Here is a 24,981-nt window from a genome sequence, read left to right as displayed (position 1 = left end):
GGTTGTGGGATGGCTGCGGCCACCATTGATCATCAGTGTGTGAAGGCTGAAGATCATGCGGTGGCCGCAGGTCACAGCGTAGACGCTGCTCGATGGCAAAAGGCGTTCGAATGCCTGATAGGCCGGATCGCGGGCCGGTTCAAGCGGGTCGAGCCCCGACGCCGGGTCCGGCGATTGGTGCTCGGTCTGCTGTCGGACCTGCCGCGCAAGAACTGCTGGACCATCGCCGAGTGGGCTGGGGAGTCCACCCAGCATCTGCTGGGGCGGCCCAAGTGGGACGCCGACGCCGTCCGTGACGACGTACGCCGATACGTGGTGGAGCACCTCCACGACGACCAAGTGGTGCTGGTGGTCGACGAGGCCGGCGACGTGAAGAAGGGCACCGACACGGTCGGCGTCCAGCGCCAGTACACCGGCACCGCAGGCAGAATCGAAAATGCCCAGGTCGCCGTCTATCTGGTCTACGCGGGACGGGGCGGACACGCCGCGGTGGACCGGGAACTGTACGTTCCGCGTTCCTGCACCACCGACCCCGACCGCTGCCGCGCCGCCGGACTCGGTGAGGAGACAGTCTTCGCCACCAAGCCGGAGCTGGCCGCCCGCATGGTCGCCCGGTTCCTGAACGCCGACCACCAGGCCGCGTGGGTGGCTGGCGACGAGGTCTACGGCGGCAACCCGAAGCTGCGGACCGCACTGGAGCAACGCGGCACCGGCTACGTCCTCGCAGTGGCGTGCTCGCACGAAGCCACCACGGGCGCGGGGAAGTTCCGCGCGGACACCCTGGCCAAGAAGGTGCCCAAGAGAGCCTGGCAAAAGCTATCCGCCGGAACCGGAGCCAAGGGCCAACGCTTCTACGACTGGGCCGTCATCGACCTCGACTACCCCGCTCCGGGCAACCGCCAACTGCTGATCCGCCATAGCCGCAGCACCGGCGAACTGGCCCACTACCACTGCTATTCGCCCACTCCGGCGCCGATGACCGAGTTGGTACGCATCGCTGGATCAAGGTGGCGAGTAGAGGAGTTCTTCCAGACCGGAAAGGGCCTGGCCGGACTGGACGAGCACCAGGTCCGCCGCTACGCGTCCTGGTCGCGCTGGGTCGCACTCGCCATACTCGCGCACGCCTTCCTCGCCATCGTCCGCGCGAACGAACAGGCCCGCCACCCTGCACCGGACGGCCTCACACCGCTCACCTGCAACGAGATCCAGCACCCGTTCATCACCCTCGTCTTCCAACCCATCCACACCGCTGCCTACCGACTCCGCTGGTCCACCTGGCGACGCCACCATCAGGCCCGATCCCAGACGAGCCACTACCAGCGACAAGCCACCCAGGCATGAAGATCAAGATCTACAGCTGGAGTATCTCGCGTCCACAGCCGCTCACCGGAACCCGCTCCCCGAGAACCCGACGGGAAGGCTTCTCCAGACACTCAGATGTGTCTCACCTACTGGTGGCGTCGTTTCAGGAGCCTGTGCGCGAGGGTGGCCACGGGAGTTGGGGCGGGTTCTTCCTCGCACACAGGACGATGTGCGACCCGTTCCAGGTGAAGGCGATCGGTACGTTGCGCGGGGTTCCATCCTTGGCAACGTAGGCCAGGCGGATCACGTCACGGGCCGGCAGCTCCTGGCTGATCGGGCGGTTCAAAACCTCGATGAACTCGTCGGGCTGCATCGTCCGGTTCCTCGTTCTCAGCGCAGTTGCTCGGCCAGTCCGACGATGATGCCCTCCGGGCCGCGGAGGTAGCAGAGCAGATAGCTGTCCTCGAACCGGGCGATCTCCCCGACGAGTTCGGCACCGTGAGGGCGCAGCCGGGCAACGGTGTCCTCGATGTCGTCGACGGCGAACATGACGCGGTGCGTGCCCAGAATGTTGTGCGGCCGGTTGCGCGGCCCGGCACTGATCACCGCGGGGCTGCGGTACTTCGCCAGCTCGAGCCGGCTGTGACCGTCCGGGGTCCGGACCATCGCAATGTCACAGCGCACTCCGTCGAGTCCGGTGCACTGGTCGGCGACAAGGCCCTCGACCTCCGCCCGGCCCTCCAGCTCCATACCGAGTTCCACGAAGAACGCGATAGCGGCATCCATGTCCTCGACAACGATGCCGACATTGTCCATCCGCAAAATCGCCATGCTGGTTTCTCCTTCTTCCTCGCGCGGCCTGTGGTAGCCGCTGACGTCCCTGGGACGAAGCCGGCGGCAGACTCTCGACATCCGCAGACCGCCGAACTCCGAAAATCTGGATCGCGCCTCAGCACCGCTACAGCAGACCCGCGAGCCAGGCGCCACCACCGAGGGTGCGTGCGGCACAGGTGGCCGATGTCCTGAAGACGATCAGCCGCAGCGTGCCGTCCCCGCTTTCCAATGCTTCCTCGACGATGCGCAGCGTGCGCGCTTGAGCATGGCGCCTCCCCAATCAACTCACGGTGCCGGGTCGTACGCCGCGGAGGCGGTGAAAATCGCTGTCCGTTCGCCGGAGTAGGGTGATAAACATCCGGCGTGCAAGAGACTCTGGACTTCCCTGACCTGCTGCGACTGATCGACGAGCGGTCGACCGCCTTCCGCGCCGCGGTCGCCTCCGCGCCCGACCTTGACGTGCAGGTGCCGACCTGTCCCGACGCCGGGTCAGGCATCCGTAGAAGTCCTCGCGAAAGTGGGACGTGAAGTCGAATGCCTCGTGCCGGGCATCGTGGTGCAGCAGACTCACCCCTGCGGCCTTCGTATGAGTGCGGTTCTGTGACGGAACGCATGCTCATGCGGGGGCCGTCCGCCTGTCCGGCGAATGCCCAGGTGAGCGGCCTAGTTCGAGGAGCATTTCGACTCATCGGTAGCCTGCATCACCATGATGCGCGCTTGGACCTTGCCGATGCTGCTTGTACTCAGCGGCTCAGCTGTCGCGGCTGGGCAGATCTTCAAGGGGAGCCCCGGCACAGCCGCAGCACTCCTGCTGGCGTTCCTGGCGCTCGCCAGCGTGAACTCACCCCTGATCTTCCCGAGGTCGATCGGTGCGCAGGAGGCACAACGCCGCAGCGCGGTCGACGGCCGACCGGTCGTCTTCTGGCGGCCGGGCTGCAAGTACTGCATACGACTGCGCATCCGGCTGGGCCGCAGCGCCCGCCAGTTGCACTGGGTCAACATCTGGCGCGACCCGGCAGGAGCCGCAGCGGTGAGAGCAGCCAACGACGGCAACGAGACCGTGCCGACCGTCGTCGTGACGGGCCAGCCACACACCAACCCCGATCCCGGATGGGTGCGCGAACAGCTCCCCCTTCCGCGTGATCAGAAACCGCGCCCTATGGAGAGGCACACGCAGACACAAGCGCACAGAGGTTAAAAGACAAGCTTAGAGGTCGTTCTCTTTCCGAACCTCGTGTACGGATTCCGCTGGTCAGACATGGGACGGCGGCTGTCGCGGAACAACCCGTTGGCGATCTGCGTGAACTGATCGGCCGCCATCACCCCGCGGCGGATGCCGGCTCCGAAACCGCTCATCGCGCCGCCCTGGGCACAAGCCGCACATGATGGCCACAGCAGCACACCGTGTCCACCAGGGTGGGACGGCCGGTGGCCACGGGTGCGGAGGCATACGTGCGTTCCATGCCGTCACCTCACCCACCGACCCCGACCACACGGGCGGCCACGCACCCCGACCATCGGTCACGATCCGACGACACAGCCCTCCAGCCGCCGCGGCCGGGCCCGCAGTCGAGCCCACCAAACCACCCCGGCAGAGTGCACAGCGGTGACGCAGCCCGACTGCGCAACACCCAGCCGAGCCTGCGCAATCGGGCTGTGCAACCGAGCAAGGACGGTGCGCAGTGGGGCAGCGTGCAGCCGGTGCGCAGCACGGCCCGGGGAGCCGATGCCCTCCTGCGCACAGCCGGATGCCCCGATGCGCAGGCTGCACCCGCAGGTCTGCAGTGTCCTTCTGCCCGCTCGCCCACGGCACCGACCGTGATGCGACAGACCGGTGTTGGCACAGCCCTCGGCGGGACGTCGGCGGATGACCCGGTGAGCACCCACCCGCCTCGGGCCCTGGTCGAGGCCGTGGTCGGGCCGACCAGGTGGATTCAGGCGGTTGTTGCAACACGAGTGAGTTGATCAAGCCGTGAATGCCATGTCGGCGAGGTCCTGCCGGAGCTTCGCAGAGCGCGGCCATGACCTGCAACGACAGGTGTTCCGGCGTGCGCGGGCCCGGGCCATACAGGACACGGGCCGAGGCGGACCCGTAAGGTCCCACCACGTGGAGTTCATACAGAGGAACATCGGCCTCCTCGGGCGTAGTGCGGGTGGAATATCCCGTGCGCAGGCGACAGTCTTGCGTCGTCTCCTGGAACAGCTCGCCACGGGCGAGTACGAAGAGGTCGAGGCCCGGGCGCAGGCTCTCGCGGCGCGGCCGCGGCGCGTGTGGGACCGAAGTCCCGAGCCGGTGTGGCTGGCGAGGACCTTCGCCCTCACGGCCTCGGTGCTGCACGGGCGCAGGGAACACGTACTGCCCGAACTGGAGCGGCTGGCTGTCGAGTTGCAGCACAGCAGCGCCGATCGGACCATTCTGCTGGTGGTGCGGGTCAACCGCGCGGTCGTACTTCTCGGCGAGGAGCACTACGCGAAGGTGGAGTCCGAGGCCGCTGACATCCTGCGTGAGGTGACCCGGCTGGCGCATCTCACCCATGTCGCGGACATCGAGCTGTCCGCTCTGGCGTGCCTGGCCGAAGCCCTGTGCGGGCAGAGCCGGTTCGCGGAGGCGGAAGCGGTCGCGCGCGGCAATCTGGCCCGCGCGACGGGGAACAGAGCCGCCTCCTTGCGATGTCTCCTGGTACGCAGCCTGAACGGGCAGGGCCGGTACGAGGAGGCGCTCGCCGAGTCCCAACAGCCGACGCCGCCCGCGTCCCGCGCAGGGAGCGGACAGCCGGCCATGGCCCTCGCCGCGACCCTGCACGGTCTGGGCCGCCGCGACGAAGCCAAGGCGAACGCCCGTCAGGCCTTGGAGACATGCGAGCAGTTCCTTCATCCCACCCATCCACGCATCCGCGAAGCGCAGGAATTGCTGACCCACATCACCGCAAGCGACCCTCCGCCCGAAACCCCGGACGCGGACACCGGATCCTCATAGGCCTGCTCAGCCCACTGGCAAGTGGCGGGCACCATCACCTGCTGGAGACTCACAACAGCGCCACTGACCCGCCTCAACTCCCCTGTGCCGAACGGCTGCTGACCCATCATCCGCGCATGTCCGAGGAGGAGACGCAACAGACCGAGGCAGAGGAAGCGATACCGCTCACCAAGAGGCAGCAGCTGGCCGCCGACGGAATCGGCGGTGCGCTCGCGGTCGGCGGTGTGGTCGCGGTGTTCACGGGCGGCAACCCAAGATCCACAAGCCGAAGGCATTCCTCCCGCTCACGGGCCAGAGGCTTGCGGGTGTGGTTACCCCCGATCCGCCCGGATCTCGAACGAAATCCTTGGCGATCTGACCGACCGAGCGGTCACCCCGTCGGCCGATCTGACCGACCGAGCGGTCACCCCGTCGGCACAGCTCGACGATCTCGGCTGTGAACTCCGGCGTGAACGAACGGCGAGGGCGCGGCTTCTTCTTCCCCATGCTCTCCATGATGGACATCCTCCCCGGGCAGAACCCCTGAACTCAGATGTCCGCCAAAGCGGATCAAGCCCATCCAGGCTTCGGCAGGGAAAGCTGTCTTCGGGGCGCAGAGGAGTGGGACTCCTGCCGGGCTCACGAAACGTCGGTGTCCAACGGTCGTTAGCGGAGCGTGCACTGAAATGACCGCGCGCCTGGGCGGTCTGCGCTACCTACACCGCCGAGGACCTTCATGCTCCATCACGCTGTTCCCCGCCCCACGACCGTGCCCCCCGAGGCTTGCGACCTGATCGGGGTTCGACAGGCAGTGAATGACGCCTTGGATCGCTTCATCGATGCCAAGGAGCACGGTTCCTACGGTGCGTGCCTCAGCGATCCGTTGCGCGTGCTGCGGGACTTCCTTGGTGCGGGGGGCAAACGCGTGCGCCCTCTATATCTGTGCACCGGCTGGTACGCCGTGAGCGGGGCGCCGCTCACGGTCTCGGTGCTGCACGCCGCTGCCGGCATCGAGCTGTTCCACACGTTCGCGCTGCTGCACGACGATGTCATCGACCGCTCCGACGCCGGCACGACCGTCCCACCGCCCACCGGCAGTTCGCCGTATCCGGCGGCCGACGGCACGAGACGTGGTTCGGGGAGAGCGCAGCGATTTTGCTGGGTGACCTGTGCGAGGCGTGGTCGGCGGAGCTGCTGGGGGACGCTGCGGACATCGGGGCGGCCCGCGCAGCGCTCGATGCGATGCGCACCGAGCTGATCGTAGGGCAGTACCTGGATCTGTGCGCGAGCGGCGAGGGGATCGGCACGATGGCCGACGCGATGCAGGTGATCCACTTCAAGACAACCAAGTACACCGTGGAGCGGCCGATGCAGACCGGGGCCGCCCTGGCCGGTGCCGACGGCACCGTGCTGGAGGCGTGCTCGGCTTATGCGCGGCCCTTGGGTGAGGCGTTTCAGCTTCTGGATGACCTGGAGGATGTGATGGAGGTGGCGGACGGCGGCACGGAAAGCGGTACGGATCTGCGCGAGGGCAAGCACACGGCGACGTCTGCGTGTTGATGTCGCCGCCCTTGGCGTCCTTGACGTTGACGTCGCCGTTGGACGTGCGCAGCTTCACCGGGCCCGTCGCGCTGTTCACTGCGATCTCGCCGTTGCTTGTGTGCACGTCGACCGTGCCGACATCGGTCAGCGTGAGGCTGCCGTTGGACGTGCCTCCCGTCACCGGAAGACCGGCGGGCACCTTGACGACGTAGTCGACGCCTGCGCGGTGGGGGTGGCCCGGCGGGTGCGCTTGCTCACTGGACGCTGCCCCCTTCGGTGCTGGCGCGCTTCCAGGCCGCATCGCGCAGCAGGCGCAGGCCGTTGAGGCCGACGATGACGGTGGAGCCTTCGTGTCCGAGGACGCCGAGCGGCAGCGGCAGGGTGGCGACCAGGTCACAGACGACCAGCCCGGTGATGAACACACCGGCGATGACGAGGTTCTGGACGACCAGGCGGCGTGCCGCGCGGGACAGTGCAACGACCTTGGGGACGGTGGCGAGTTCGTCGCGCACGATGACCGCGTCGGCGGTTTCCAGGGCCAGGTCGGAGCCGGCGCGGCCCATGGCGATGCCGGTGTGGGCGGCGGCCAGGGCCGGGGCGTCGTTGACGCCGTCGCCGATGACCAGCACCTTGCGTCCGTGGGCCTCCAGGCGGCGTACCACCTCGACCTTGTCCTGCGGCAGGAGCCCGGCGTGGACGTCGTCGGCCACGATGCCGACCTCGGCGGCGAGGCGGGCGGCGGCGCGCGAGTTGTCGCCGGTCACCAGCATCGGGGTGCTGCCGGTGAGCGCCTTCAGGGCGGTGACGGTGGCGGCGGCGTCCTGGCGCAGGCGGTCGGCGATGCCGAGGATGCCGACCGGGATGCCGTCGCGCTCGACCAGGACCGCGGTGCGGCCGTCGTTCTCCAGTTCCTCGGCGAGGGCCGCGGTCCTGGCGGAGCGCGGGTCGGTGGCGCCGCCCAGGAGCCGTGCCGGGCCACCGACGGCGATAGCGGCGCCGTTGACGGTGGCGGTCACGCCGATGCCGGGGGTGGAATTGAAGTCCCGCGTCTCGGGGATGTCGAGGCCGCGGGTGCGGGCGGCGTCCACGATGGCGCGCGCGAGGGGGTGTTCGCTGGGGTGCTCGGCGGCCGCCGCCAGGGCCAGCAACCTGTCCTCGTCGAGGTTTCTGCCGGTCAAGGGGCGGATGTCGGTGACGCGGGGGGTGCCTTCGGTCAGGGTGCCCGTCTTGTCCAAGGCGACCGCGTCGATCTGGCCGAGGCGCTCCATCACGACGGCAGACTTGACCAGGACACCGTGGCGTCCGGCATTCGCGATCGCGGACAGTAGCGGCGGCATCGTGGCGAGCACCACGGCGCACGGCGAGGCGACGATCATGAAGGTCATGGCGCGCAGCAGCGAGCTCGTGAGATCGGCGCCGAAGCCCAGCGGGATCGCGAAGACGGCCAGGGTGGCAGCGACCATGCCGAGGCTGTACCGCTGTTCGACCTTCTCGATGAACAACTGAGTGGGGGCCTTGGTCTCGGAGGCTTCCTCGACCATGGCCACGATCCGGGCAATCACCGAGTCGGAGGCGTCCCGCTCAACCTTGACCCGCAGCGCGCCGGTGCCGTTCAACGTGCCGGCGAAGACCTCGTCACCGGTCTCCTTTGCCACGGGCAGGGGCTCGCCGGTGATGGTGGCCTGGTCGACCTCGCTCGCCCCGTCCAGGACCCGTCCGTCGGTGCCAACCCGCTCGCCGGGGCGGACGAGGATTGTGTCCCCGACGGCCAGATCGGCGGTGGCCACTGTCTCCTCGCGGCCGTCGTCGGCCAGGCGGGTGGCGATGGCCGGTGCAAGGTCGAGGAGGCCGCGCACCGCGTCCTGGGTGCGGGCGGTGGCCAGCGCCTCCAGGGCGCCGGAGGTGGCGAAGATGACGATCAGCAGCGCGCCGTCCATCACCTGCCCGATCGAAGCCGCACCGATGGCGGCAACGACCATCAGGAGATCCACGTCCAGCGTCTTGTCCTTGAGGGCTTTCAAGCCCTCCCAGCCCGGCTCCCAGCCGCCCGTGATGTAAGTGAGCGCGTACAGCGGACCCCACGCCCATACCGGGGCGCCGGTCAGCTGGAGCGGCAGCGCGATCAGGAACACCACCAGGGCAGCCATGGCCCAACGGGCCTCGGCCAGCGCGAACACGCGGGTCCGCCGCTTCGGGGCCGCGTCGCGCGCCGAAGCGGCGGCGGGCGGGGCCGGGCGTTCGATAAGGGTGGAAGGCATGACAAAGGTACCCTTCGCGGGCATGGGGACGGCAGCACCACCACCATACAGGAATGAATGAATAGCTCTTCATTTGTCATTGGTAGGATGGCGCCATGGGCCATGGAGTCGACGACAAAACCGCTGCCACCCCCCGTGAGCGCCTGGATGCGGCGGGGGCTACCGATGTCGCCTCCACTCTCCAGGCGCTGGCGACGCCGTCGCGGCTGTACATCCTCGCGCGCCTTCAGGAGGGGCCGTGCGCGGCCGGTGAACTGGCCGACGCGGTGGGCATGGAGCAGTCCGCCTGTTCGCACCAACTGCGGCTGCTGCGCAACCTCGGCCTGGTCACTGGCGAACGCCGGGGCCGCTCCATCATCTACAGCCTGTACGACAACCACGTCGCCGAACTCCTCGAACAGGCCCTCTACCACGTGGAACACCTGCGGCTCGGCCTGCATGACACCCGTGCCGACGCCGACATCCCGGCAGCGGCCAAGGTGGCCGCCGCCACCCGCTGACCGCCCAGTCCCGCCCCGACGTGGGTCACCCGCGCCCCGGTGCACCCTTGGTTGCTCGCGTGTACCGGGCGAACGGCACCGCCACGGCGGTGACCACTAGGGCGAGGGCGGCGTAGCCGCTGGTGAGGGTAAGTGCGCTGGCGACGCCCGCCACGAGCAACGGACCGCCCGCGTCGCCGAGCTCGCGGCCGAGTTCGGCGGCTCCCATGGTCTGGCCGAGGCGTTCGACCGGGGTGGATGCTGCCAGGGCCGCGAAGCCCAGCGGGGTGATCAGCCCCGTACCCGCCCCGATGACCACGGCAGCAGTCAGCACGCCGGTCAGCCCCGGAAGCATCGCGGCCGCCAGCCCGGCAGCGGCCAGGAGCAGCCCGGCGAACAGGCCCGTGCGCGTGCTCAGGCGTCCGGCATCGAGCGCACGTCCGGCCCGGGGCTGGACGAGGGCGGCGCTGGCGGCCAGCAGCGAAACGGCCGCCCCGGTGGCCAGGGCCCCGTATCCGGCAGCGGCTCCGGACACCGGCAGGAATCCCACCCCGACCGAGAGGCCGGCGGTGGCGGCGGCCAGCGCGGCGGTCGGCTTGAGGAAGGCGCCGTCGGCCAGGCGACGAGCCAGATCCAGGACGGTCTGACGCGCGCGCGGCAGCGGCGGCACGTGAGGGACGGCCAGCAGAACCCACAGCGCGACGGCCGCGCCGAGCACCGCCAGCACCGCGAAGAGCAGCCGCAGCCCGCCGACCCACACCAGGACACCGCCGAGAAGGGGGCCGAGCGTGTAACCGATGGACTTGTAAAAGCCGTAACTGCCGAACGCCCGGCCGTGCTTGGCGGCCGGGTTAAGGCGGGCGACGAGAGCGGAGGCAGCCGGCGAGAAGGCCGAGGCGGCAGCTCCCTGGCCCAGCCGTGCCGCCCAGAGCCACCCCGGGCTGTCCACGATCAGGTACGCGGCCGAGGCGGTCGCAAAGCCGAGAAGGCCGCCGATCATCACGGGGCGGGCGCCGATCTTGTCCGCGAGGCTGCCGAAGACCGGCTTAAGGATGACCTCGGCCCCGTCGTACAGGGCCAGCAGCAGCCCCAGATACAGCAGCGACCCGGTCAGGTCCCCGCCGGCCTGCCCGAGGTTGGCGGCGATGCCGTGGGCGCCGAACGCGGTGGTGAACCCGGCCGCGTACAGCGGCCACATCTGGCGCGACGGCGCTGGGGGGGCTTCGGCGGGGACGGCGCCGGCGGGGGCCGTCACTGCGTCCCCCCGTCGCCGCCCGCACCGTACGCGGTGCGGAAGTCGGGGGCGGGACGGTGCCCGACAGTAAGTCGTTGGGGAGCGCCGAGCCGGTCGCGTATCGCGTCGGAGGCACACCCGGGGAAGGCAGCGGACCAGTGCTTCACGGCTGATATCCCTTCACGGCACGCAGTCGGGCCGGCCGTATCGGCGGAGTGGCTTGGGTCGGAGCGCGCGGCGCGGGCGCCGGCGAGTTCGGCGCTGGACAACCGGGTCCTGGAGACAGAGAGCCGTGTCACGTTCATTGACGGCATCCTGGCAGCTGCCGTCCTGCTCGGGCTGGTCTTCAATACCGCGGCCGGCTGATGGTGGGCCGACCCCGCCGCCGGCTACGTGCTGGTCTACTACGCCCTCCGGGAGGCACGCGAGATCTTCTCCGGCGAGCACTGATCATCACACCCGCGCGGGCCTACGACCTGGCGCCGCCCCCATCCTTGAGGGCCTGTCGCAGTTGGCGAAGGGCGGGGACGCCGGCAAGGCCGCCCGGCGTCCGGTACACCCGGCAGGCCAGTCCGGGTACGCGGCCGGGCTCGGCGAACGGATCGCGGCCGTCGATGAGGACGGTCGGGGAACCGGTGAAGCCGACTTGTTCGGCCTCGGCCTGACCGTCGATGACGCGCGTGGTGAACGTCTCCCTGCTCAGCCCGACATCGTCGAGTGCCCGCCGCAGCTGATCAGCCACGGGCTTCTCGTTCGGACAGCCCGGCACCACCAGGATCTCGATCTCCATGTATCCAGGATCGCGCAACTACCCGCCGTACATGCCCAAGGGGTCCGTCTCGCCGGGCGCGCTCACCCTGGGCAGTGGAGTATGGCCGTCTCACCGAACTGGCCGCCGCCGAGGCAGACCCCGGCACTGCTACCGCCTCAGTCCGCCCCGCAATGCCTCACCGGCCGTGGCACCGACACCGCTCACCCCTAGATGGGGACGGGCCCAGCGCGCCCTCGCAGACGCAAAGGGGCGGGTGGCATAGCGGCAGCCAGAGGACGAAGGCGGGCATAGCCTGCAGTCATGGCCCCGATCCCGTGGGGCAAGTTCCCCACTGTCGCAGAGCATCAACAAGCTCACCTGTCCCTCCCCTCGTAGCGTGAAGACCGTGACTGCAGGGGAAGTTGGGAGTCATGGCGGACAAGCGACGGAAGTTCGATCCGGAGTTCCGTGAGGGGGCTGTACGGATCGTGACCGATCTACAACTCCCGGCAGTTGCTCATGGAGCCAGCGCCGGTGGCGCTACGCTGCTGTGTCGTGCAAGAGACGCGTCTCGACACTGCTCGAATCCGGGCGGCTCGCCGGGTAATCGACCCGGTCTTTCTCGACACTCCGCTGTACCGCTGCGAGGCGCTGGAGCCCGGCCTCGGGTGCACGGTGAGTATCAAGCTCGAGACGGCGAACCCGGTCCGCAGCTTCAAGGCCCGCGGCACCGAGGTAGTCGCGAGCCTGATCGCCGACACTGCCTCGCGAGCCGTGGTATGTGCGAGCGCGGGCAACCTTGGCCAAGCCCTCGCGTGGTCCGGTCGCGGCCGGGGACTCGACGTCACCGTCGTGGCATCCCGCTTTGCGACTCGGGCCAAGCTTGATCGCATCCGCGCATTGGACGCCGGGTTGGAGCTGGTGGACGGCGACCACGAGATGGCTCGCGAGCGAGCTGCGGCCATCGCACGGTACGACGGCATCCGGCTGGTCGAAGACAGCCTGGACATCGAGACCTGCGAGGGCGCGGCGACCATCGGCCTGGAACTGGTGGACCCTGCGCCGTCGTTCGACACCGTCCTGATTGCCCTCGGCGGCGGGGCGCTGGCCACCGGCGTGGGTCATGTGGTGAAGGCATTGGCACCCGAAGTCGAGGTGATCTGCGTCCAGCCACTGGGCGCACCCGCGCTGACACTCTCGTGGCGCAGGCGACGTGTCGTCACCACCGACTCGACCAACACCATCGCTGACGGCGTCGCCGGCCGTCGTCCCATCCCGGCCGTCCTGGACGACCTCCTCCTGGTCGCTGACGACGCCGTCCTGGTCCAGGAGGCGTCGATCATCGCCGGTATGCGAATGCTCCTTGACCACGCCGGCCTCGTCGTCGAACCCTCGGCCGCACTCGGCATCGCCGCGATCCTCGAAAACCGCGACCGCTTCGCCGGCCGGCACGTCGTCACCATCGTGTGCGGCAGCAACGTCGACACAGACGCCTACCACCAATGGGTCAGCGCGGCCCGCCATCCACAGAACTTGATGCCCTGAAGAGGCGCGGCCTGCGCCCCCACGAGAGCGGATACACACCCGGAATTCACACCCGTCACAGCAAACGAGATGCCCGACAAGCGAACACGACCAACACCAATACACCGACACCAACCCGCACCGCAGACGCTCGGCCGAGGTCAGCCGCCGGACGACTGCGGAGCAAGCGTGATCTAGCGCAGGGCTAGGAGCCCCGCGTCCGTCGGCCTGAAGCCGCACGCGTCGAAGTAGAACGGGCGCAGATGCTCTTCAAAGTCGACATGGAGCCATTCACAGTCCGCGGCGCGGGCGCCTTGCGCTGCGGTCGTCACGCGTTCGGTCCCAACACTGGTCTTGCGCATGTCCTGGGCGACCATCGTGTCAAGAACGAAGGCATGGACGCCACCGTCCCAGGCGACGTTGCCAAACCCTACGAGTCTGCCGTCTTTCCGGGCGCAGACCCAGCCGAGGCTGTGACGGTGCACTCGTGTCCGCCAATCGGTGTTCCCCTGAACGTGACCGAACGCATCCGCGTGGAGCGCGTTGACGGCGGCATTGTCGAAGTCACCGCGCCACTCATACGCGATCGTCATGGGCCGCATCGTAGGCCGTGAGGTCCGATCCGTCCCTGCCTCTTCTGGGGCCTACGCCCCTTTCAGACAGAGGCATTCCGAGGGTTCCCATACCCGACTCCACCATTAAGGATCTCCCCCAAGATGCTGGCCAAGGCATACAGCGAAGCCGGCCACTTCGCAGACACGGCGGCACCTTCTGCTGAGGTCGAGCAGGCCGCGCTGTGTCGGGACCCTCACGCCGCCGTCACCGGGGGCAGACACTGCGGCTTTTCGGTCAGTCGGAGGTCTCGGCCGACTCAGCCGGCTCAGAGTCGTCGACCGGCTCAAACTCATCGATGTCGTCAGTGGTGGCGGCCCAACTTGCCAGCAGGTTCAGGGCGTCCTGCGAACGCGACGCCGGCTCAGCGGTGTAGGTGAGCAGGCTCTGGCTGGCGTCGCCCCCGAGAGGGAAGGTCTCAAAGGGCAGGTCGAGATCGCCGACGACCGGGTGGTGGAAGCGCTTCAGGCCGGTGGTGTGGATGCGGACGTTGTGGGCGGCCCAGCGGCGACGGAAGTCCTCGCTGCGGGTGGACAGTTCCCCGATCATGTCCGTCAGCCGCCGGTCGTAGGCGTCGCGGCCGGCCTCGGCGCGCAACATGGCGACCACGTCGTTCGCGACCTCGTCCCAGTCGCGGAAGAACTCGGGTGCGTGCGGGTCGAGGAAGACGAACCGGGCGTTGTTCGGCGGGCGCGCCGGGTCGGCGTAGACCAGTGAGAACAGCGCCCGCCCAAGGGCGTTGGCGGCCAGGATGTCCAGGCGTCCGCTGAGTACGAACGCGGGCGTGCCGGTCATCGAGTCGAGGACGCGCTGCACCGCAGGCCTGACGCGCTGCTGGGCCGGCCGGCGTCGCGGGGGGCGGGTCGTGCCGGCGCCGCGCAGGAGGTCGAGCAGGTGGATTCGCTCGGCCTCGTCAAGCCTCAGTGCCTGGGCTATGCCGTCAATGACGCTCTCCGAGACGCCGGTGGCGTTGCCGCGCTCCAGCCGGGTGTAGTACTCGCTGGAGATGCCCGCGAGGAGAGCTACCTCCTCCCGGCGCAGCCCGGTGACCCGCCGACGGTCTCCGCCGTACGAGGGCAGTCCAGCCTGCTCGGGGGTGACCCTGGCCCGTCGCGTGCCCAGGAATTCCCTGATCTCTGCGCGGAAATCGACCTGAATGCCAGGGTTAGTGCCGTAAGGGTCGTTTCTTCCTGCCATGTGCTCCACTCTACGAATGCTTCACGCTGTCTGGGAGTCCCTCTCAGTGACCCCCTCATCAGGGACTCCCACACACGCGTGACAACCGGTTCTGTTGATGGTGCACCGCCCACCGCGGTGTGAATGGCCCGGATACGGCGGCGCTTCTGCCGCCGGTCTCCAGCCCTTCTGCGGCGCCGTCGGCGCTGCGATCATCGGAATCGGATGGACGGATCATGCGTCGAGACACCAAGCCTGCTGTCGTAGTCACGGCGCTGGGAATGCTCGGCCTCGCGGCCTTCGGATCGGGTGCGGCGGACGCGGCCGACGGCAACACCGTCTCCGGGTCGTCGACTCGCGTCACGGCGGAGCCCGTCTCGTGGAACCACGGGACCGCGCAGCTGAACAAGCGCATCATGCAGCGCTTCACCAGCGAGTTCCTGCCCACGGGCGATCCCGCGCTGGCGAGGAAGTTCATCAGCCCGGACATCGTCATGCACTTCGGCGGCCAGACGCAGCAGGGCCGGGAGACGTATCTCGACATCGTCGCCGCGAACATGAAGGCATTCCCCGACCTCAAGTGGACGGTGGAGGACATGCGGGCCGAGGGCGACACCGTGGCAATCCGCTACACCATGACCGGCACGCACGAGGGACCCTTCGCCGGAGTCGAGGGCACGGGCAAGAAGATCCACGCGGAGAGCTTCGCGTTCTACCGCCTGTCCCGCGGCAAGATCGTCGAGGAGCGCGCCCAGCTCGACATGCTCAGCATCCTTCAGCAGATGGGCGCCATACCCTCCGCCGCATAGCAGCGGAGCGCCGTACTCCACCCGCCTCCGCCGCAGCCACCCCTACGCCGACACGATGACCGGCGCTCGCCGCGCCCCTCAGCTCGGCCCGTACGGGTCCCCGTCGGCCCTGCGCCGCACACCCAGAGAACCAAGGAAGAACAGGACACCCCCATGGCAACAAAGCTGACCGACACGGTCGCGCTCGTCACCGGCGCGAGCAGTGGCATCGGCGCCGCCACCGCCCGCCGGCTCGCCGAGGACGGCGCCTCCGTCGCCCTGGTGGCCCGCCGCAAGGACCGACTGAACGACCTCGCCGCCGAGTTCGAGAAGGCGGGCGGCACCGCGCTGGTCGTGGAAGCGGACATCACCGACCGCGCCCAGGCCGACGCGGCCGTGCAGCGGACGGTGGAGCACTTCGGACGCCTGGACACCCTGGTCAACAACGCCGGGCTGATGCTCCTGGGGCCCGTCGTCGGTGCGGATGCCGACGAATGGGAGCGCATGATCGCCGTCAACGTCCAGGGCCTGCTCTACACCACCCGCGCCGCCCTCCCGCACCTGCTCAAGGCCGCGGAGGACGGGCCGCGCCGGGTCGCCGACATCGTCAACATCAGCTCGATCGCCGGCCGGGTCGCCTGGAACGGATACGGCGTCTACAACCTCACCAAGTTCGGCGTGAACGGCTTCACCGAGTCCCTGCGCCAGGAGGTCACCCAGCGCCACGTCCGCGTCGGCGTCCTGGAGCCGGGCGGCGTGGACACCGAGCTCGGCTCGCACAACGACCACAAGCCCGAGGTCCGCGAAGCGATCGGCACCTTCTATGAGCAGACCGAGGTCCTCGCCCCCGACGACATCGCCGACGGCGTCGCCTATATCGTCACCCGGCCCCGCCACGCCTCCGTCGGCGAACTGTGGATCATGCCCACCGACCAGGCCTGACCCCGGCTGTCACCAGCCGTCCGTCCGGGCCTCCGGCGACGCCACAGCCACACGCCATCACCACACCCCACTGAGCGCCGGGCTACGGCGCATGAAAAAGGAAACCCCTCATGAGCAAGGTCATTCTCGTCACCGGTGCCGGACGCGGTCTGGGCACGGACATCGTCCGCGAGGCCCTCGCCGCCGGCCACCAGGTTGTCGCCACCGGCCGCCGCCCCGAAGAGGTGGAGAGGACCCTGGGCGGGCCGCAGGACAACCTGTTGGTCACCAAGCTTGACGTCACCAGCCTGGAGGACGCCGAGGCCGCCGCGCAGGCAGCCGTCGAGCGCTTCGGCCGCATCGACGTCCTGATCAACAACGCCGGCAATTTCTTCGCCGGCTACTTCGAGGAGATCACGCCCGCGCAGATGCGCCAGCAGATCGAGACCAACCTCTTCGGCCCCATGAATGTCACCCGCGCCGTCCTGCCCGTCCTACGCAAGCAGCGCGCCGGGCACGTCATCACTCTCTCCTCCTCCGCCGGCATCATCGGCCAGGAGTTCTGCGTCGCGTACGCCGCCTCCAAGTTCGGTGTGGAGGGCTGGATGGAATCGCTGCGCTACGACGTCGAGCCGTACAACATCCACACCACGGTCGTGGAGCCCGGCTTCTTCCGAACCGAGCTTCTCGTGGACGCCTCCACCACCTGGCCCGAGCCGACCATCGACGACTACGCCGAGCGCACCACCGCCACCATCTCCGCCTGGAAGAGCATGAACGGACAGCAGACCGGCGACCCCGCCAAGCTCGCCCGCGCCCTGCTGACCATCGCCGACCAGGACAAGCCCCTGCTGCGCTTCGTCGCCGGTGCCGACGCCATCGAAGGAGTCGAGGCCAAGGCCCGTGATCTCCTCGCCCAGGCCGAAGCCTCCCGCGAACTGGGCAGCAACCTGGGCTACGACGACACCAGCGCCTGACACGCCCGGACCCGGGCTTTGGGCTCGCACCGCAGCAGGGAGTGTGGGCCGCACGAGTGCGAGCCCTCGGACGACCGCAGGTCCCGCTGCCCCCGGACAACGGTGACGGAATCACTTTCCTGTCCGGTCGGCGCGGCACCGGCCGATGGTTGGAGCGACGCACACGATGAACCCGACCTACGACTTCGAGAACAAGGTGGCCCTAGTCGAAGTCGACAGCGCGAACCATTCGGTGGGCCGTGCGAACCTCTCGGTGCTGATACGGACCTTGCGGGCGGTGCCTCGGCTGACTAAAGGTTGCCCCGTAACTGGCCTTGCATCAGCCGTCCGTGGGCATCCAAGCCCTTGTGCGGGAGGCGAACCCGATGTTGAACGGGTCAGCCATTAACCGCTCGGATAGAGGTGCAGCTCGTCCCCGTTGGTGTCGAACCAATAATTCGGCACATCGACCGGGTAGGAGAGGAACGGCTTGCCGCCGTTGCTGATCTCGGAGGATCCCTCTTTACCATCGGCTACCCAGCGAAGAACAGCTTTCCAATGGATGGCTCCCCTGAGCGCGCCGCCGGAAAGAATGAACACCTCGGGGTCGTTGGCTGAAACCTTGTAGGGGAAGTCGACGGCTTTCGCGATGGGCTGACCGTTCTCATCCGTCTCGCTGAGCTTGAAGTGAGGTGTAGGCTCATCCAGGTCGACACTGTAGTAGCGCTCCTCTACTCCGCCACCACAGCCGGTACCCACGCTAATGACGTCTTCGTTAAAGGGCTCTCGTTTTGTCACCTGGACGTCTAAGCCGGTTAAGATCACGGCTTTGCCGTTAGTGCCCTCTACGGTGACTTCAACCGTGCTTCCGGTCAGGAGATCGGATCCTGTGGCTTTGCGGCCATCAGCCAGGATCTTGCTATATGCCGGATGGGAGGGGTGGCCGGCCAGTCGCATTTTGAGGTCAGTCGCCACAACCACGGCGTCCTTGTGGATACGCCAGTAGCCACACATGTCGGTATCCTTGGTCTTGGCGTGAACCACCGGCTTATTGGACTCGTCATCGCTGAACAGCGATGAGATCGCACTGACGCCCCCTTGTTGCAGCCAGCCCCCGATGGCAGTTACGACCGCTCCCGAAGCTATTGCTACGACCGTGGGCTTTCTCCACCACGGAACTGGCGTGCCGTTCGCACCCGAGTTCCCGTTCGCATCACTAGAACCACCGCTCATGGCGACTCGTCCCCCTCATGCGTATTGCGAGAGTTGGACGATAGCGCTCGTCCATGGTCCGTTGTAGCGGAATGAATAGATTGGCAACTATCTAGTTCGCTTCGCGCGCTGAGTGATCACGCTTGCGTTAGCGAGAGATCATATTGACGCGGAGGGAAACGCGGAGTCACTCGCCGCGGTTTGGATAGAGCCGGGACCCGAGGGTTCCGGGTGGTTCTTGCGGCGTTGAACTACCCCTTGGTGTTCGTTCAGTACGTCACCGACTGGGTGGCCGACAAAACCCGCTGCCGGCTGTCCGTCGCTCCGAGTGAGGAAGCCGCCCTGTCCGAGATGCTCGCCCGCTGCCCCGATGTCCCCATCACGGTCACCTTCGCCCACTGAACTGGATCGCCCACCGTGCGCAGCAGGAGTAGGCGCTTCAGGGAAACGAACTACCGGTACACCCGTTTCGCCCCCGAACCCTGCGGCAGCGAGAACCCTCCGTCCTGTCGTGGGGAGAACCGGTACTGTCCATCTTTCTCCAGGCCGGGAAGATCACTGGGCACAGCGTGGCGAGCAGATACACACCTCCAACCATCAGCAGCGTGGAGGGCAGTTGGACCGAATCCACGAGGAAGCCCGCAGCCAGTCCCCCCCCCAGCGGAGTGACCAACTGAACCGAGGCTGTTGTCGCACTCAGCACGCGGCTGCGCAGTTCCTCCGGCACCGTCTCATACGTCACTGTGGCCACGATGGGGTTGAGCACACCGCAGGCGAGACCCTCAACCGCCATGATCACAGCCAGCGGCGCGAAGGTGTCGGTGAAGGCGGCCACCACGAAGCGCGGCAGGCCCACGATGAGAAACGCGATCGTGAACACGGGCCACCGCCGAAAGCGGCCGCCCACTGCCCCGTAGACCAGCGCCCCCGTGAGTGCACAGACCCCGAACGCCGCGTTCAGCAGACCGAGATCGATGGAACCACCAAGCTCCTTACGGGCAGGCACGGGGAGGAGCACGGTGCTCCATCCCTGGTCGAGGCCCCTGGTGACCAGCGTCAGCAGGCACAGGTCCAGCAGCAGCGGCGTGGCCGCCAGGAAGCGATAGCCTTCCGCGAGTTCACGGCGGTAGGCACGCAACGACGCCGGCTCGACCTGTCGCTGGGGCTGTGCCTCGGACAGACCGCGCACCCCGAACGCGAACAGTGGCGCGGCCACAGCGAAGGTCGCGGCATCCACCAACAGGACGTTCTCGGCTCCGAGTACGGCGATCAGCACACCTCCGAGAGCCGATCCAGTCAGCGCCGCACAGCGTGCCGCACCGTCGTACAACCCGGCAGCCCTGGTCAGCGGCATTCCGGCGCGTTGGGCGAGCGTGGGCAACAGCACGCCGCGGGCCGTTTCACCCGGTGAACGGCACAGCCCTGTCACCGCCATCAGCACGCACAGCATCCAGAAGTGCAGGATGCCGGCGAACTGCAGCAGCGGGATCGCCGCAACCGCGACTCCGCAGGCGAGATCCGAGGCGACACTTACCCGGCGTCGCCCGATCCGGTCGATGACCGGACCGCCGACGAGCGCAGCGAGCACCACGGGCAGCAGTGTGCAGAACGCGACGATCCCGGCCTTGGCGGCACTGCCCGTGCTCTGCAGCACGAACCACGGCACGCCCATGTACGTGAGGCAATTCCCAGTGATCGAAACGAGGTTGGCGGCAAGAACCGTTGTCAGAGGACGGCGATCACCCGTCAAGAAGTCTTCGGGCACTGCGGTGGTCTCCCATGAGGGGAAGCGCCCACCGCGAACGAAGCAAGTCAGCCGGTGGGCGAAGCGAAGTGGTCAGCGTCTGGCGCGCACAGCGAGGCGCACCGCGATGCGGTGTTCACGAGCAGCGCCTCCAACACTTCGCCGGGATGACCACCCGGCACCTCCACGCATTGTCACCTCGGGCACCGGCCCTCCGCAACGACGATCCGTTCACAACGGGCGGACTCGCACAGGGAATTGACCGAGTTGCACCGATGAAGACAGATCTGCTGACCACCTGGATCTCGGAGCGACACCAGCCTCAAGCGTTCCCGTTCTCGTGACCATCCACCGATGGGTCACAGCGGGCTGGGAAACGATCAACGTGAGCGTGGGATCTGCCGCGGAAACCCGCGCTCATGTGCGCTGATCAGTGAATTCCGACGGCGCCCTCGACGGGGCAGGGTCGTCCCGGCCGAACTACCACTGCCAACAGGCGAAGTCCGGCTCGCCGTCCACCCCTTCCTGTCTTCTACTTACCCTACGCTTTCACGAACGAGCCTGTCCGAAGCGTGTTCAAGAAGCTGAGGAGTGCCTCTGACCTGGGACGATGGGACTTGTCTAGAGTCCTGTTCGTCGTCAAAAAAGCTGCACTCGTAGGGTGAAGAAGCGTATCGGCTGGTATCCGTGCGACGCATCGACGTGGTGCAGGTCTTCCCGAACCCCGACGCACTCCTGCGGCTAACGACCGCCGTGCTCAGCGAGATGCACGACGAATGGACCGCCTTCGCCCGCCGCTACCTCTCCGAAGGAAGCATGGACACGCGGCGGACCGCGACGCCCGAGACGAACTCCCCACCGCTTCACCATCACAGGGGACATGAGCCGCCCGGAGGGCGGACAAAGCGAAGACGGCAAGCGGCTGTGGCGGCCGGTAAGCCGCTCCTTCAGGAATACGACTGACGCAAGACGCTTGGCCTGCGCGCGATGACACCCTTGGGTTTCGTTTGGCAGCACACGCCAATACGGTGGCCAGATGATGTCGATCAAGAAGTTCCAAGTCACCTTCGACTGCGCAGAACCTGAGCGCCTCGCTCGTTTCTGGTGCGAGGTGTTGGGGTACGTCGTACCGCCGCCACCGGACGGGTTTGCCACTTGGGACGATTTCAAGCGCTCGCAGCCACCTGAGCAGCAGGACGCATGGTTTGCCTGCATTGACCCTTCAGGCGTGGGCCCGCGACTGTACTTTCAGCGCGTCCCCGAAGGGAAGGCCGCCAAGAACCGGCTGCATCTTGACGTGCGGGTCGGCACCGGACTCGTGGGTAAAGAGCGCCTGGCCGCACTTGAGGCCGAGTGCGCACGACTGGTCCCGCTCGGGGCGGTACATGTGCGAACGCTGTATGACGGCAATGATTCGTGCATCCCGATGCAAGACATCGAGGGCAACGAGTTCTGTATCGACTGAGGGACTGCGAACGTGGCCCTCGTTCGGTCATGTCCCGCACAGCGGTGTAGTGGCGCGGCAGCGTCTGACGCCCCCTGCTGGTCAGCGGCTACCAGTAGCCACACGGCTGGAGACGTCACGGCCGTCATGCGGATGCCCCCGACCACGGTTTGGACCTAAGAGTGCCGCTACCCGAAAGTGGCCGGGGTGTGGAATTGCGGTAGGCCAGGTGCGGGCTCCGATCGCGAGGGCCGTCGGATCGACGGCCGTACGGCCGGCCTTCCCCCGAGCAACCGCTGGACCGTCGCCGGCGGGAGCGCGGCGAGCACACCGACGCGGTCGACGCCATAGCGCCGAGGGTGCCGGCGTGGCGGGGACCGATGCCATGCAGGTCCTCCACCAGGAGCAGGGCGAGCCAGTCGGCGACGTCGGCCGGCTCGATGGCCAGGACGCCGCCCGGGTGGGGAACCTGCGCGGAGGCCGTGGCCGCGACGGTGAGACTGGAGTACCGACGGGTTCGACCGCCTCCGGCTACCGGGCGTTCGACCTGTTCATGCTGGTTGGCGAATCGGGAGTGACGTCCACTCGAAAGGGTGAAATTCTGCCAGTAACTCGCAGATTCCGGGAGCTGCTTGCGTAATTTGCATGTCCGTGGCGGATTCCGATACTCGCCGCTTCTCGCTGATCAGCGGGCGCGGCTCGCCAGGCCAGCCTCCCGGGCAGGAGGAAGGCCTGGCCGATGTCCTGACCCTTCAGCGCCGCGGTGTTCACCCGTCGTCACGGGAGGCAGAGCAGGCGCTCTACCAGGACACGCTCGCGGAGTACTGCTGGGCGCGGGATGTGGCGGGGCTGGCGCCGACGACGCTCAACCGCCTGGTGCGGCCGGTGATCGAGGTGTGCACCTTCTACGACGTCCTGCCTTGGGAGCTGTCACCGCGGCAGCTGGATCAGTACTTCGCCGGGGCGGGCAAGCGCGGTCACACCACGGTCCGCAAGAAGATCACCGGCATCGACCTGTACTTCGCGTTCCTCGAACAGCGGTATGCCGGGGAGATCCGGCGGCGGTTCGGGGCGGTGGTGGAGTCACCGGTCGATGCGTTCAACCGGCCCCGGCACCGCGGGGACTTCGGGCTGCGGATCCCGCCCTCGCGCGCAGAGATGACGGCGTTCTTTGCCGCGTGGCGCCAGGAACTGGGCTCGGCGCGCAAGTATCCGGTCGCGGTCCGCAACTACGTGATGGCCAAGACCGCTTGCATCTCCGGAGTGCGGGCAACCGAGTTGTGTCTGGTGAGGCTGGGCGACCTGCACTGGAACAATGGCCATTGGGGCCGCTTCCTCGTCAAGGGCAAGGGCGCACGCGGGTCGGGCCCGCGGGAGCGCGAGGCGTTCATGTTCGCGGAGGGCCGCGAACTGCTGTGGTGGTACATCGAGGAGGTCCGGGGCCTGTTCCCGGAAGATGCGCTGGATCCGTACGCTCCGCTGTTTCCTTCCGAACGGCTGCCGGCCGCGCTGGGTGCCGAGGTAGCGGTCGCGCCGCCGGTCTGCGCCGACACCTTCCGCCGGTCGCTGCGCGCCGCGTCACTCGCCCATCTGAAGGGCACGGTGACAGTGCTGTTCCCGCATCTGCTGCGGCACGCCTGCGCGACGCACAACTACGAGTCGGGGATGCCGCTTTGGGACATTCAAGTGCTGCTGGGGCATACCTGGCCGACCACGACGGTCGGTTATCTGGCGAGCGCGAAGGGGGACCCGGAGCGGGCCAGTCTGGAGTCGTCCCGGCGCGCGGTGCGCCGGCTGAGCGGGGAGACGTGAGGGCGTGAAGTGGAATCTGCGCTGGGTGGCGGCCAGGCAGGACATCTGGCGGCCCAGCGACCTGAAGACCGCGTTCGAGGCGGTCGGGTTCACCCCGTCGCTGAGCAAGGTGTGCGCGTTGTGGTCGGCCCGGCCGGTGACCGTGAGGCTGGACGATCTCGACATGATCTGCGCCGCGCTGAAGTGCACGGTCGCCGATCTGATGGAGGCCGAGCCGCTCGCCGGCAGCGAATCCGGGGAGCAGGAGGGGCAGCGGGCGGTCGGCCAGAGCCCGGGTGCCGGCAGCGGCGGGCGGCCGGTGCCGAAGCAGAGCGGCGGCAAGGGCGCCGTCCGTCGCCTGCCGCCGAACTGAGCAGGGTGGCGCTGGTGAACAGTCCTGGCTCGTGCAACCTGTGCGCGACCTGGGGCACCATCACGGGATCCGGCCTGTGCTACGAGTGCCGCAGCGGCCGCTACGAGAGGGCTAAGGGAGGGCTGCGGGAGGCCGTCTGCCGCCGGTGCGGCTGGCCGGGGATCGTCGGCGCGGACAGCACCTGCCGAGGATGCCGGATCGCGGTCCGGCTCGGTCAGGACCCGGCGTGGATGCATGCCGAGTTCGAACGGCGTGCCCTGCCCGCCGGACGGCCGCTGCAACTGGCCGTGCGCATCGAGGGGCTGGCGCTGAACAGCAACCCGCTGCGCCACCGCGCCGCCACCGGCCCGCGGCAGAAACTCGCGCCGTGGGACCGCGGCCGGGTACCACCGGCCCTTGACGACCCCATGGTGTGCGTGGAGGAAGTCCCCGGCCAGCTCGGGCTGTTCGCGCCCTGGCCCAGGACCTTCACCCGCGCCCACGGCAAGCGCATCGGCGGCCGGGCAATCCCCGACTTCCCCGAAGTCCAGGCGGTGCTGAAGGAGATGGCCGCCGAACGCCGCGTCGGGCAGACCTGGCACTTCCACACCGAGGAGGGCGCCCGGCTCGCGCTGGCCGCCCGGCCCCCGGATGAGCGCCTGGTGCACCCCGAGACGCTCGCGGTTCTCCCGCAGATGGCGCCGACCCTGCACGAGGCCCTGAAGCGGGCCGGGCTGCTCGCGCCGCCACGGCCGCGGCTGGTGCCCTCCTGGATGTCCGCCGGCCTGGGCAGCTGTCGCGAGTGCCCGGCCTGGGCGAACGAGCGGGACCAGCGGTGCGCGCCCTGTCTGGACTGGGGCGCCGACCGCCAGATGGCCCCGTGCCACCGGTGCGACCGACTGCTGCCGTTGCGCGACGACCACTGCCGGCGCTGCGTACTCACCGTCGCGGAGACCGACTACGACCTCGACGGCATCCGTCTGGAGGGCGGCGACCAGCTCTGGTTCGGCGGGCCTCTTGCTCCGCACAGCAGGGAAGGCGGCCTCTACGGGCGCCGCCGTCTCCAGCGCAAGCGCCGTGAAACCATCCGTGCCTCGCGGGCCGC

At 68.2% G+C, this 24,981-nt stretch carries 24 protein-coding genes and 2 pseudogenes; 15 read left to right on the top strand and 11 right to left on the bottom strand.

Features of this window, described 5'->3' with window-relative positions:
* Positions 1 to 117 precede the first annotated feature (117 nt).
* Positions 118 to 1,341: an IS701 family transposase gene (locus tag OG303_RS49450; protein ID WP_405877865.1), complete on the top strand. Its 1,224-nt coding sequence runs from the start codon at positions 118 to 120 to the stop codon at positions 1,339 to 1,341.
* Between the two features lie 124 nt (positions 1,342 to 1,465).
* Here OG303_RS49450 and OG303_RS49445 read toward each other — a convergent pair whose 3' ends face one another.
* From OG303_RS49445 to OG303_RS49435, 3 genes are all read right to left on the bottom strand, one after another.
* A complete protein-coding gene (locus tag OG303_RS49445) occupies positions 1,466 to 1,675 on the bottom strand; it encodes a hypothetical protein (protein ID WP_405876699.1) in 210 nt (69 codons plus the stop codon).
* 17 nt (positions 1,676 to 1,692) lie between these two features.
* A complete protein-coding gene (locus tag OG303_RS49440; RefSeq protein WP_405876697.1) occupies positions 1,693 to 2,133 on the bottom strand; it encodes a VOC family protein in 441 nt (146 codons plus the stop codon).
* 127 nt (positions 2,134 to 2,260) lie between these two features.
* On the bottom strand, positions 2,261 to 2,416 hold the full coding sequence (locus tag OG303_RS49435) for a hypothetical protein (protein WP_405876695.1): 156 nt from the start codon (positions 2,414 to 2,416) through the stop codon (positions 2,261 to 2,263).
* A gap of 426 nt (positions 2,417 to 2,842) precedes the next feature.
* Between OG303_RS49435 and OG303_RS49430 the strand changes: the two genes are divergently transcribed.
* Positions 2,843 to 3,334, top strand: a complete 492-nt coding sequence (locus OG303_RS49430; RefSeq protein WP_405876693.1) for a glutaredoxin domain-containing protein — start codon at positions 2,843 to 2,845, stop codon at positions 3,332 to 3,334.
* 984 nt (positions 3,335 to 4,318) lie between these two features.
* On the top strand, positions 4,319 to 5,113 hold the full coding sequence (locus OG303_RS49425) for a tetratricopeptide repeat protein (RefSeq protein WP_405876691.1): 795 nt from the start codon (positions 4,319 to 4,321) through the stop codon (positions 5,111 to 5,113).
* A 237-nt stretch (positions 5,114 to 5,350) separates the two neighbouring features.
* On the opposite strand, the gene OG303_RS49420 is transcribed toward OG303_RS49425, so the two are convergent.
* Positions 5,351 to 5,599 (bottom strand): transposase, encoded by a 249-nt coding sequence (locus OG303_RS49420; RefSeq protein ID WP_405876689.1) that lies wholly within the window; start codon positions 5,597 to 5,599, stop codon positions 5,351 to 5,353.
* Between the two features lie 229 nt (positions 5,600 to 5,828).
* Here OG303_RS49420 and OG303_RS49415 point away from each other — a divergent pair.
* Positions 5,829 to 6,146: pseudogene (locus tag OG303_RS49415) on the top strand (polyprenyl synthetase family protein); the annotation flags it as partial.
* Complete coding sequence (locus OG303_RS49410; protein WP_405876687.1) at positions 6,035 to 6,652, top strand: polyprenyl synthetase family protein; 618 nt, start codon at positions 6,035 to 6,037, stop codon at positions 6,650 to 6,652. The pseudogene OG303_RS49415 and the gene OG303_RS49410, both read left to right, overlap by 112 nt.
* Before the next feature lie 236 nt (positions 6,653 to 6,888).
* Here OG303_RS49410 and OG303_RS49405 read toward each other — a convergent pair whose 3' ends face one another.
* On the bottom strand, positions 6,889 to 8,892 hold the full coding sequence (locus OG303_RS49405) for a heavy metal translocating P-type ATPase (protein WP_405876685.1): 2,004 nt from the start codon (positions 8,890 to 8,892) through the stop codon (positions 6,889 to 6,891).
* 95 nt (positions 8,893 to 8,987) lie between these two features.
* Here OG303_RS49405 and OG303_RS49400 point away from each other — a divergent pair, with 95 nt between their 5' ends.
* Complete coding sequence (locus OG303_RS49400) at positions 8,988 to 9,392, top strand: ArsR/SmtB family transcription factor (RefSeq protein WP_405876683.1); 405 nt, start codon at positions 8,988 to 8,990, stop codon at positions 9,390 to 9,392.
* A 25-nt stretch (positions 9,393 to 9,417) separates the two neighbouring features.
* Here OG303_RS49400 and OG303_RS49395 read toward each other — a convergent pair whose 3' ends face one another.
* Positions 9,418 to 10,569 carry an MFS transporter gene (locus OG303_RS49395; RefSeq protein ID WP_405877863.1) on the bottom strand — a complete coding sequence of 384 codons (1,152 nt, stop codon included), beginning with the start codon at positions 10,567 to 10,569 and terminating at the stop codon, positions 9,418 to 9,420.
* A 505-nt stretch (positions 10,570 to 11,074) separates the two neighbouring features.
* Positions 11,075 to 11,395, bottom strand: a complete 321-nt coding sequence (locus tag OG303_RS49390; protein WP_405876681.1) for a hypothetical protein — start codon at positions 11,393 to 11,395, stop codon at positions 11,075 to 11,077.
* A gap of 516 nt (positions 11,396 to 11,911) precedes the next feature.
* Between OG303_RS49390 and OG303_RS49385 the strand changes: the two genes are divergently transcribed.
* Positions 11,912 to 12,901 carry a threonine/serine dehydratase gene (locus OG303_RS49385; protein ID WP_405876679.1) on the top strand — a complete coding sequence of 330 codons (990 nt, stop codon included), beginning with the start codon at positions 11,912 to 11,914 and terminating at the stop codon, positions 12,899 to 12,901.
* Between the two features lie 173 nt (positions 12,902 to 13,074).
* Here OG303_RS49385 and OG303_RS49380 read toward each other — a convergent pair whose 3' ends face one another.
* The gene (locus OG303_RS49380) at positions 13,075 to 13,473 is read right to left on the bottom strand and encodes a GNAT family N-acetyltransferase (RefSeq protein ID WP_405876677.1); all 399 of its coding nucleotides are present in this window, start codon (positions 13,471 to 13,473) and stop codon (positions 13,075 to 13,077) included.
* 256 nt (positions 13,474 to 13,729) lie between these two features.
* The gene (locus OG303_RS49375) at positions 13,730 to 14,689 is read right to left on the bottom strand and encodes a helix-turn-helix domain-containing protein (protein ID WP_405876675.1); all 960 of its coding nucleotides are present in this window, start codon (positions 14,687 to 14,689) and stop codon (positions 13,730 to 13,732) included.
* A gap of 215 nt (positions 14,690 to 14,904) precedes the next feature.
* Here OG303_RS49375 and OG303_RS49370 point away from each other — a divergent pair, with 215 nt between their 5' ends.
* From OG303_RS49370 to OG303_RS49360, 3 genes are all read left to right on the top strand, one after another.
* A complete protein-coding gene (locus OG303_RS49370; protein ID WP_405876673.1) occupies positions 14,905 to 15,477 on the top strand; it encodes an ester cyclase in 573 nt (190 codons plus the stop codon).
* Positions 15,478 to 15,630: 153 nt separating this feature from the next.
* Positions 15,631 to 16,398, top strand: a complete 768-nt coding sequence (locus tag OG303_RS49365) for an SDR family NAD(P)-dependent oxidoreductase (RefSeq protein ID WP_405876671.1) — start codon at positions 15,631 to 15,633, stop codon at positions 16,396 to 16,398.
* A gap of 110 nt (positions 16,399 to 16,508) precedes the next feature.
* On the top strand, positions 16,509 to 17,354 hold the full coding sequence (locus OG303_RS49360) for an SDR family oxidoreductase (protein ID WP_405876669.1): 846 nt from the start codon (positions 16,509 to 16,511) through the stop codon (positions 17,352 to 17,354).
* Positions 17,355 to 17,738: 384 nt separating this feature from the next.
* On the opposite strand, the gene OG303_RS49355 is transcribed toward OG303_RS49360, so the two are convergent.
* Complete coding sequence (locus OG303_RS49355; RefSeq protein ID WP_405876667.1) at positions 17,739 to 18,566, bottom strand: hypothetical protein; 828 nt, start codon at positions 18,564 to 18,566, stop codon at positions 17,739 to 17,741.
* Positions 18,567 to 18,806: 240 nt separating this feature from the next.
* Here OG303_RS49355 and OG303_RS49350 point away from each other — a divergent pair, with 240 nt between their 5' ends.
* The gene (locus tag OG303_RS49350) at positions 18,807 to 18,947 is read left to right on the top strand and encodes a hypothetical protein (RefSeq protein WP_405876665.1); all 141 of its coding nucleotides are present in this window, start codon (positions 18,807 to 18,809) and stop codon (positions 18,945 to 18,947) included.
* 37 nt (positions 18,948 to 18,984) lie between these two features.
* Here the strand turns inward: OG303_RS49350 and OG303_RS49345 are convergent, their stop codons facing one another.
* Positions 18,985 to 20,310 carry an MFS transporter gene (locus OG303_RS49345; protein WP_405876663.1) on the bottom strand — a complete coding sequence of 442 codons (1,326 nt, stop codon included), beginning with the start codon at positions 20,308 to 20,310 and terminating at the stop codon, positions 18,985 to 18,987.
* 669 nt (positions 20,311 to 20,979) lie between these two features.
* On the opposite strand from OG303_RS49345, the pseudogene OG303_RS49340 reads away from it, so the two are divergent.
* The 4 genes and pseudogenes from OG303_RS49340 to OG303_RS49325 form a co-directional block, all read left to right on the top strand.
* A pseudogene (locus OG303_RS49340) lies at positions 20,980 to 21,252 on the top strand (transposase); the annotation flags it as partial.
* Between the two features lie 73 nt (positions 21,253 to 21,325).
* Positions 21,326 to 21,754 carry a VOC family protein gene (locus tag OG303_RS49335; RefSeq protein WP_405876661.1) on the top strand — a complete coding sequence of 143 codons (429 nt, stop codon included), beginning with the start codon at positions 21,326 to 21,328 and terminating at the stop codon, positions 21,752 to 21,754.
* Between the two features lie 624 nt (positions 21,755 to 22,378).
* Positions 22,379 to 23,545, top strand: coding sequence for a tyrosine-type recombinase/integrase (locus tag OG303_RS49330; protein ID WP_405876659.1), 1,167 nt, complete (start codon positions 22,379 to 22,381; stop codon positions 23,543 to 23,545).
* Between the two features lie 4 nt (positions 23,546 to 23,549).
* Positions 23,550 to 23,897 (top strand): helix-turn-helix domain-containing protein, encoded by a 348-nt coding sequence (locus OG303_RS49325; protein ID WP_405876657.1) that lies wholly within the window; start codon positions 23,550 to 23,552, stop codon positions 23,895 to 23,897.
* The last annotated feature ends 1,084 nt before the right edge of the window (positions 23,898 to 24,981 follow it).

The sequence above is a fragment of the Streptomyces sp. NBC_00005 genome, from assembly GCF_045160215.1.
Taxonomy (GTDB): Bacteria; Actinomycetota; Actinomycetes; order Streptomycetales; family Streptomycetaceae; genus Streptomyces.
This window is presented reverse-complemented; position numbering and strand designations above follow the sequence as displayed.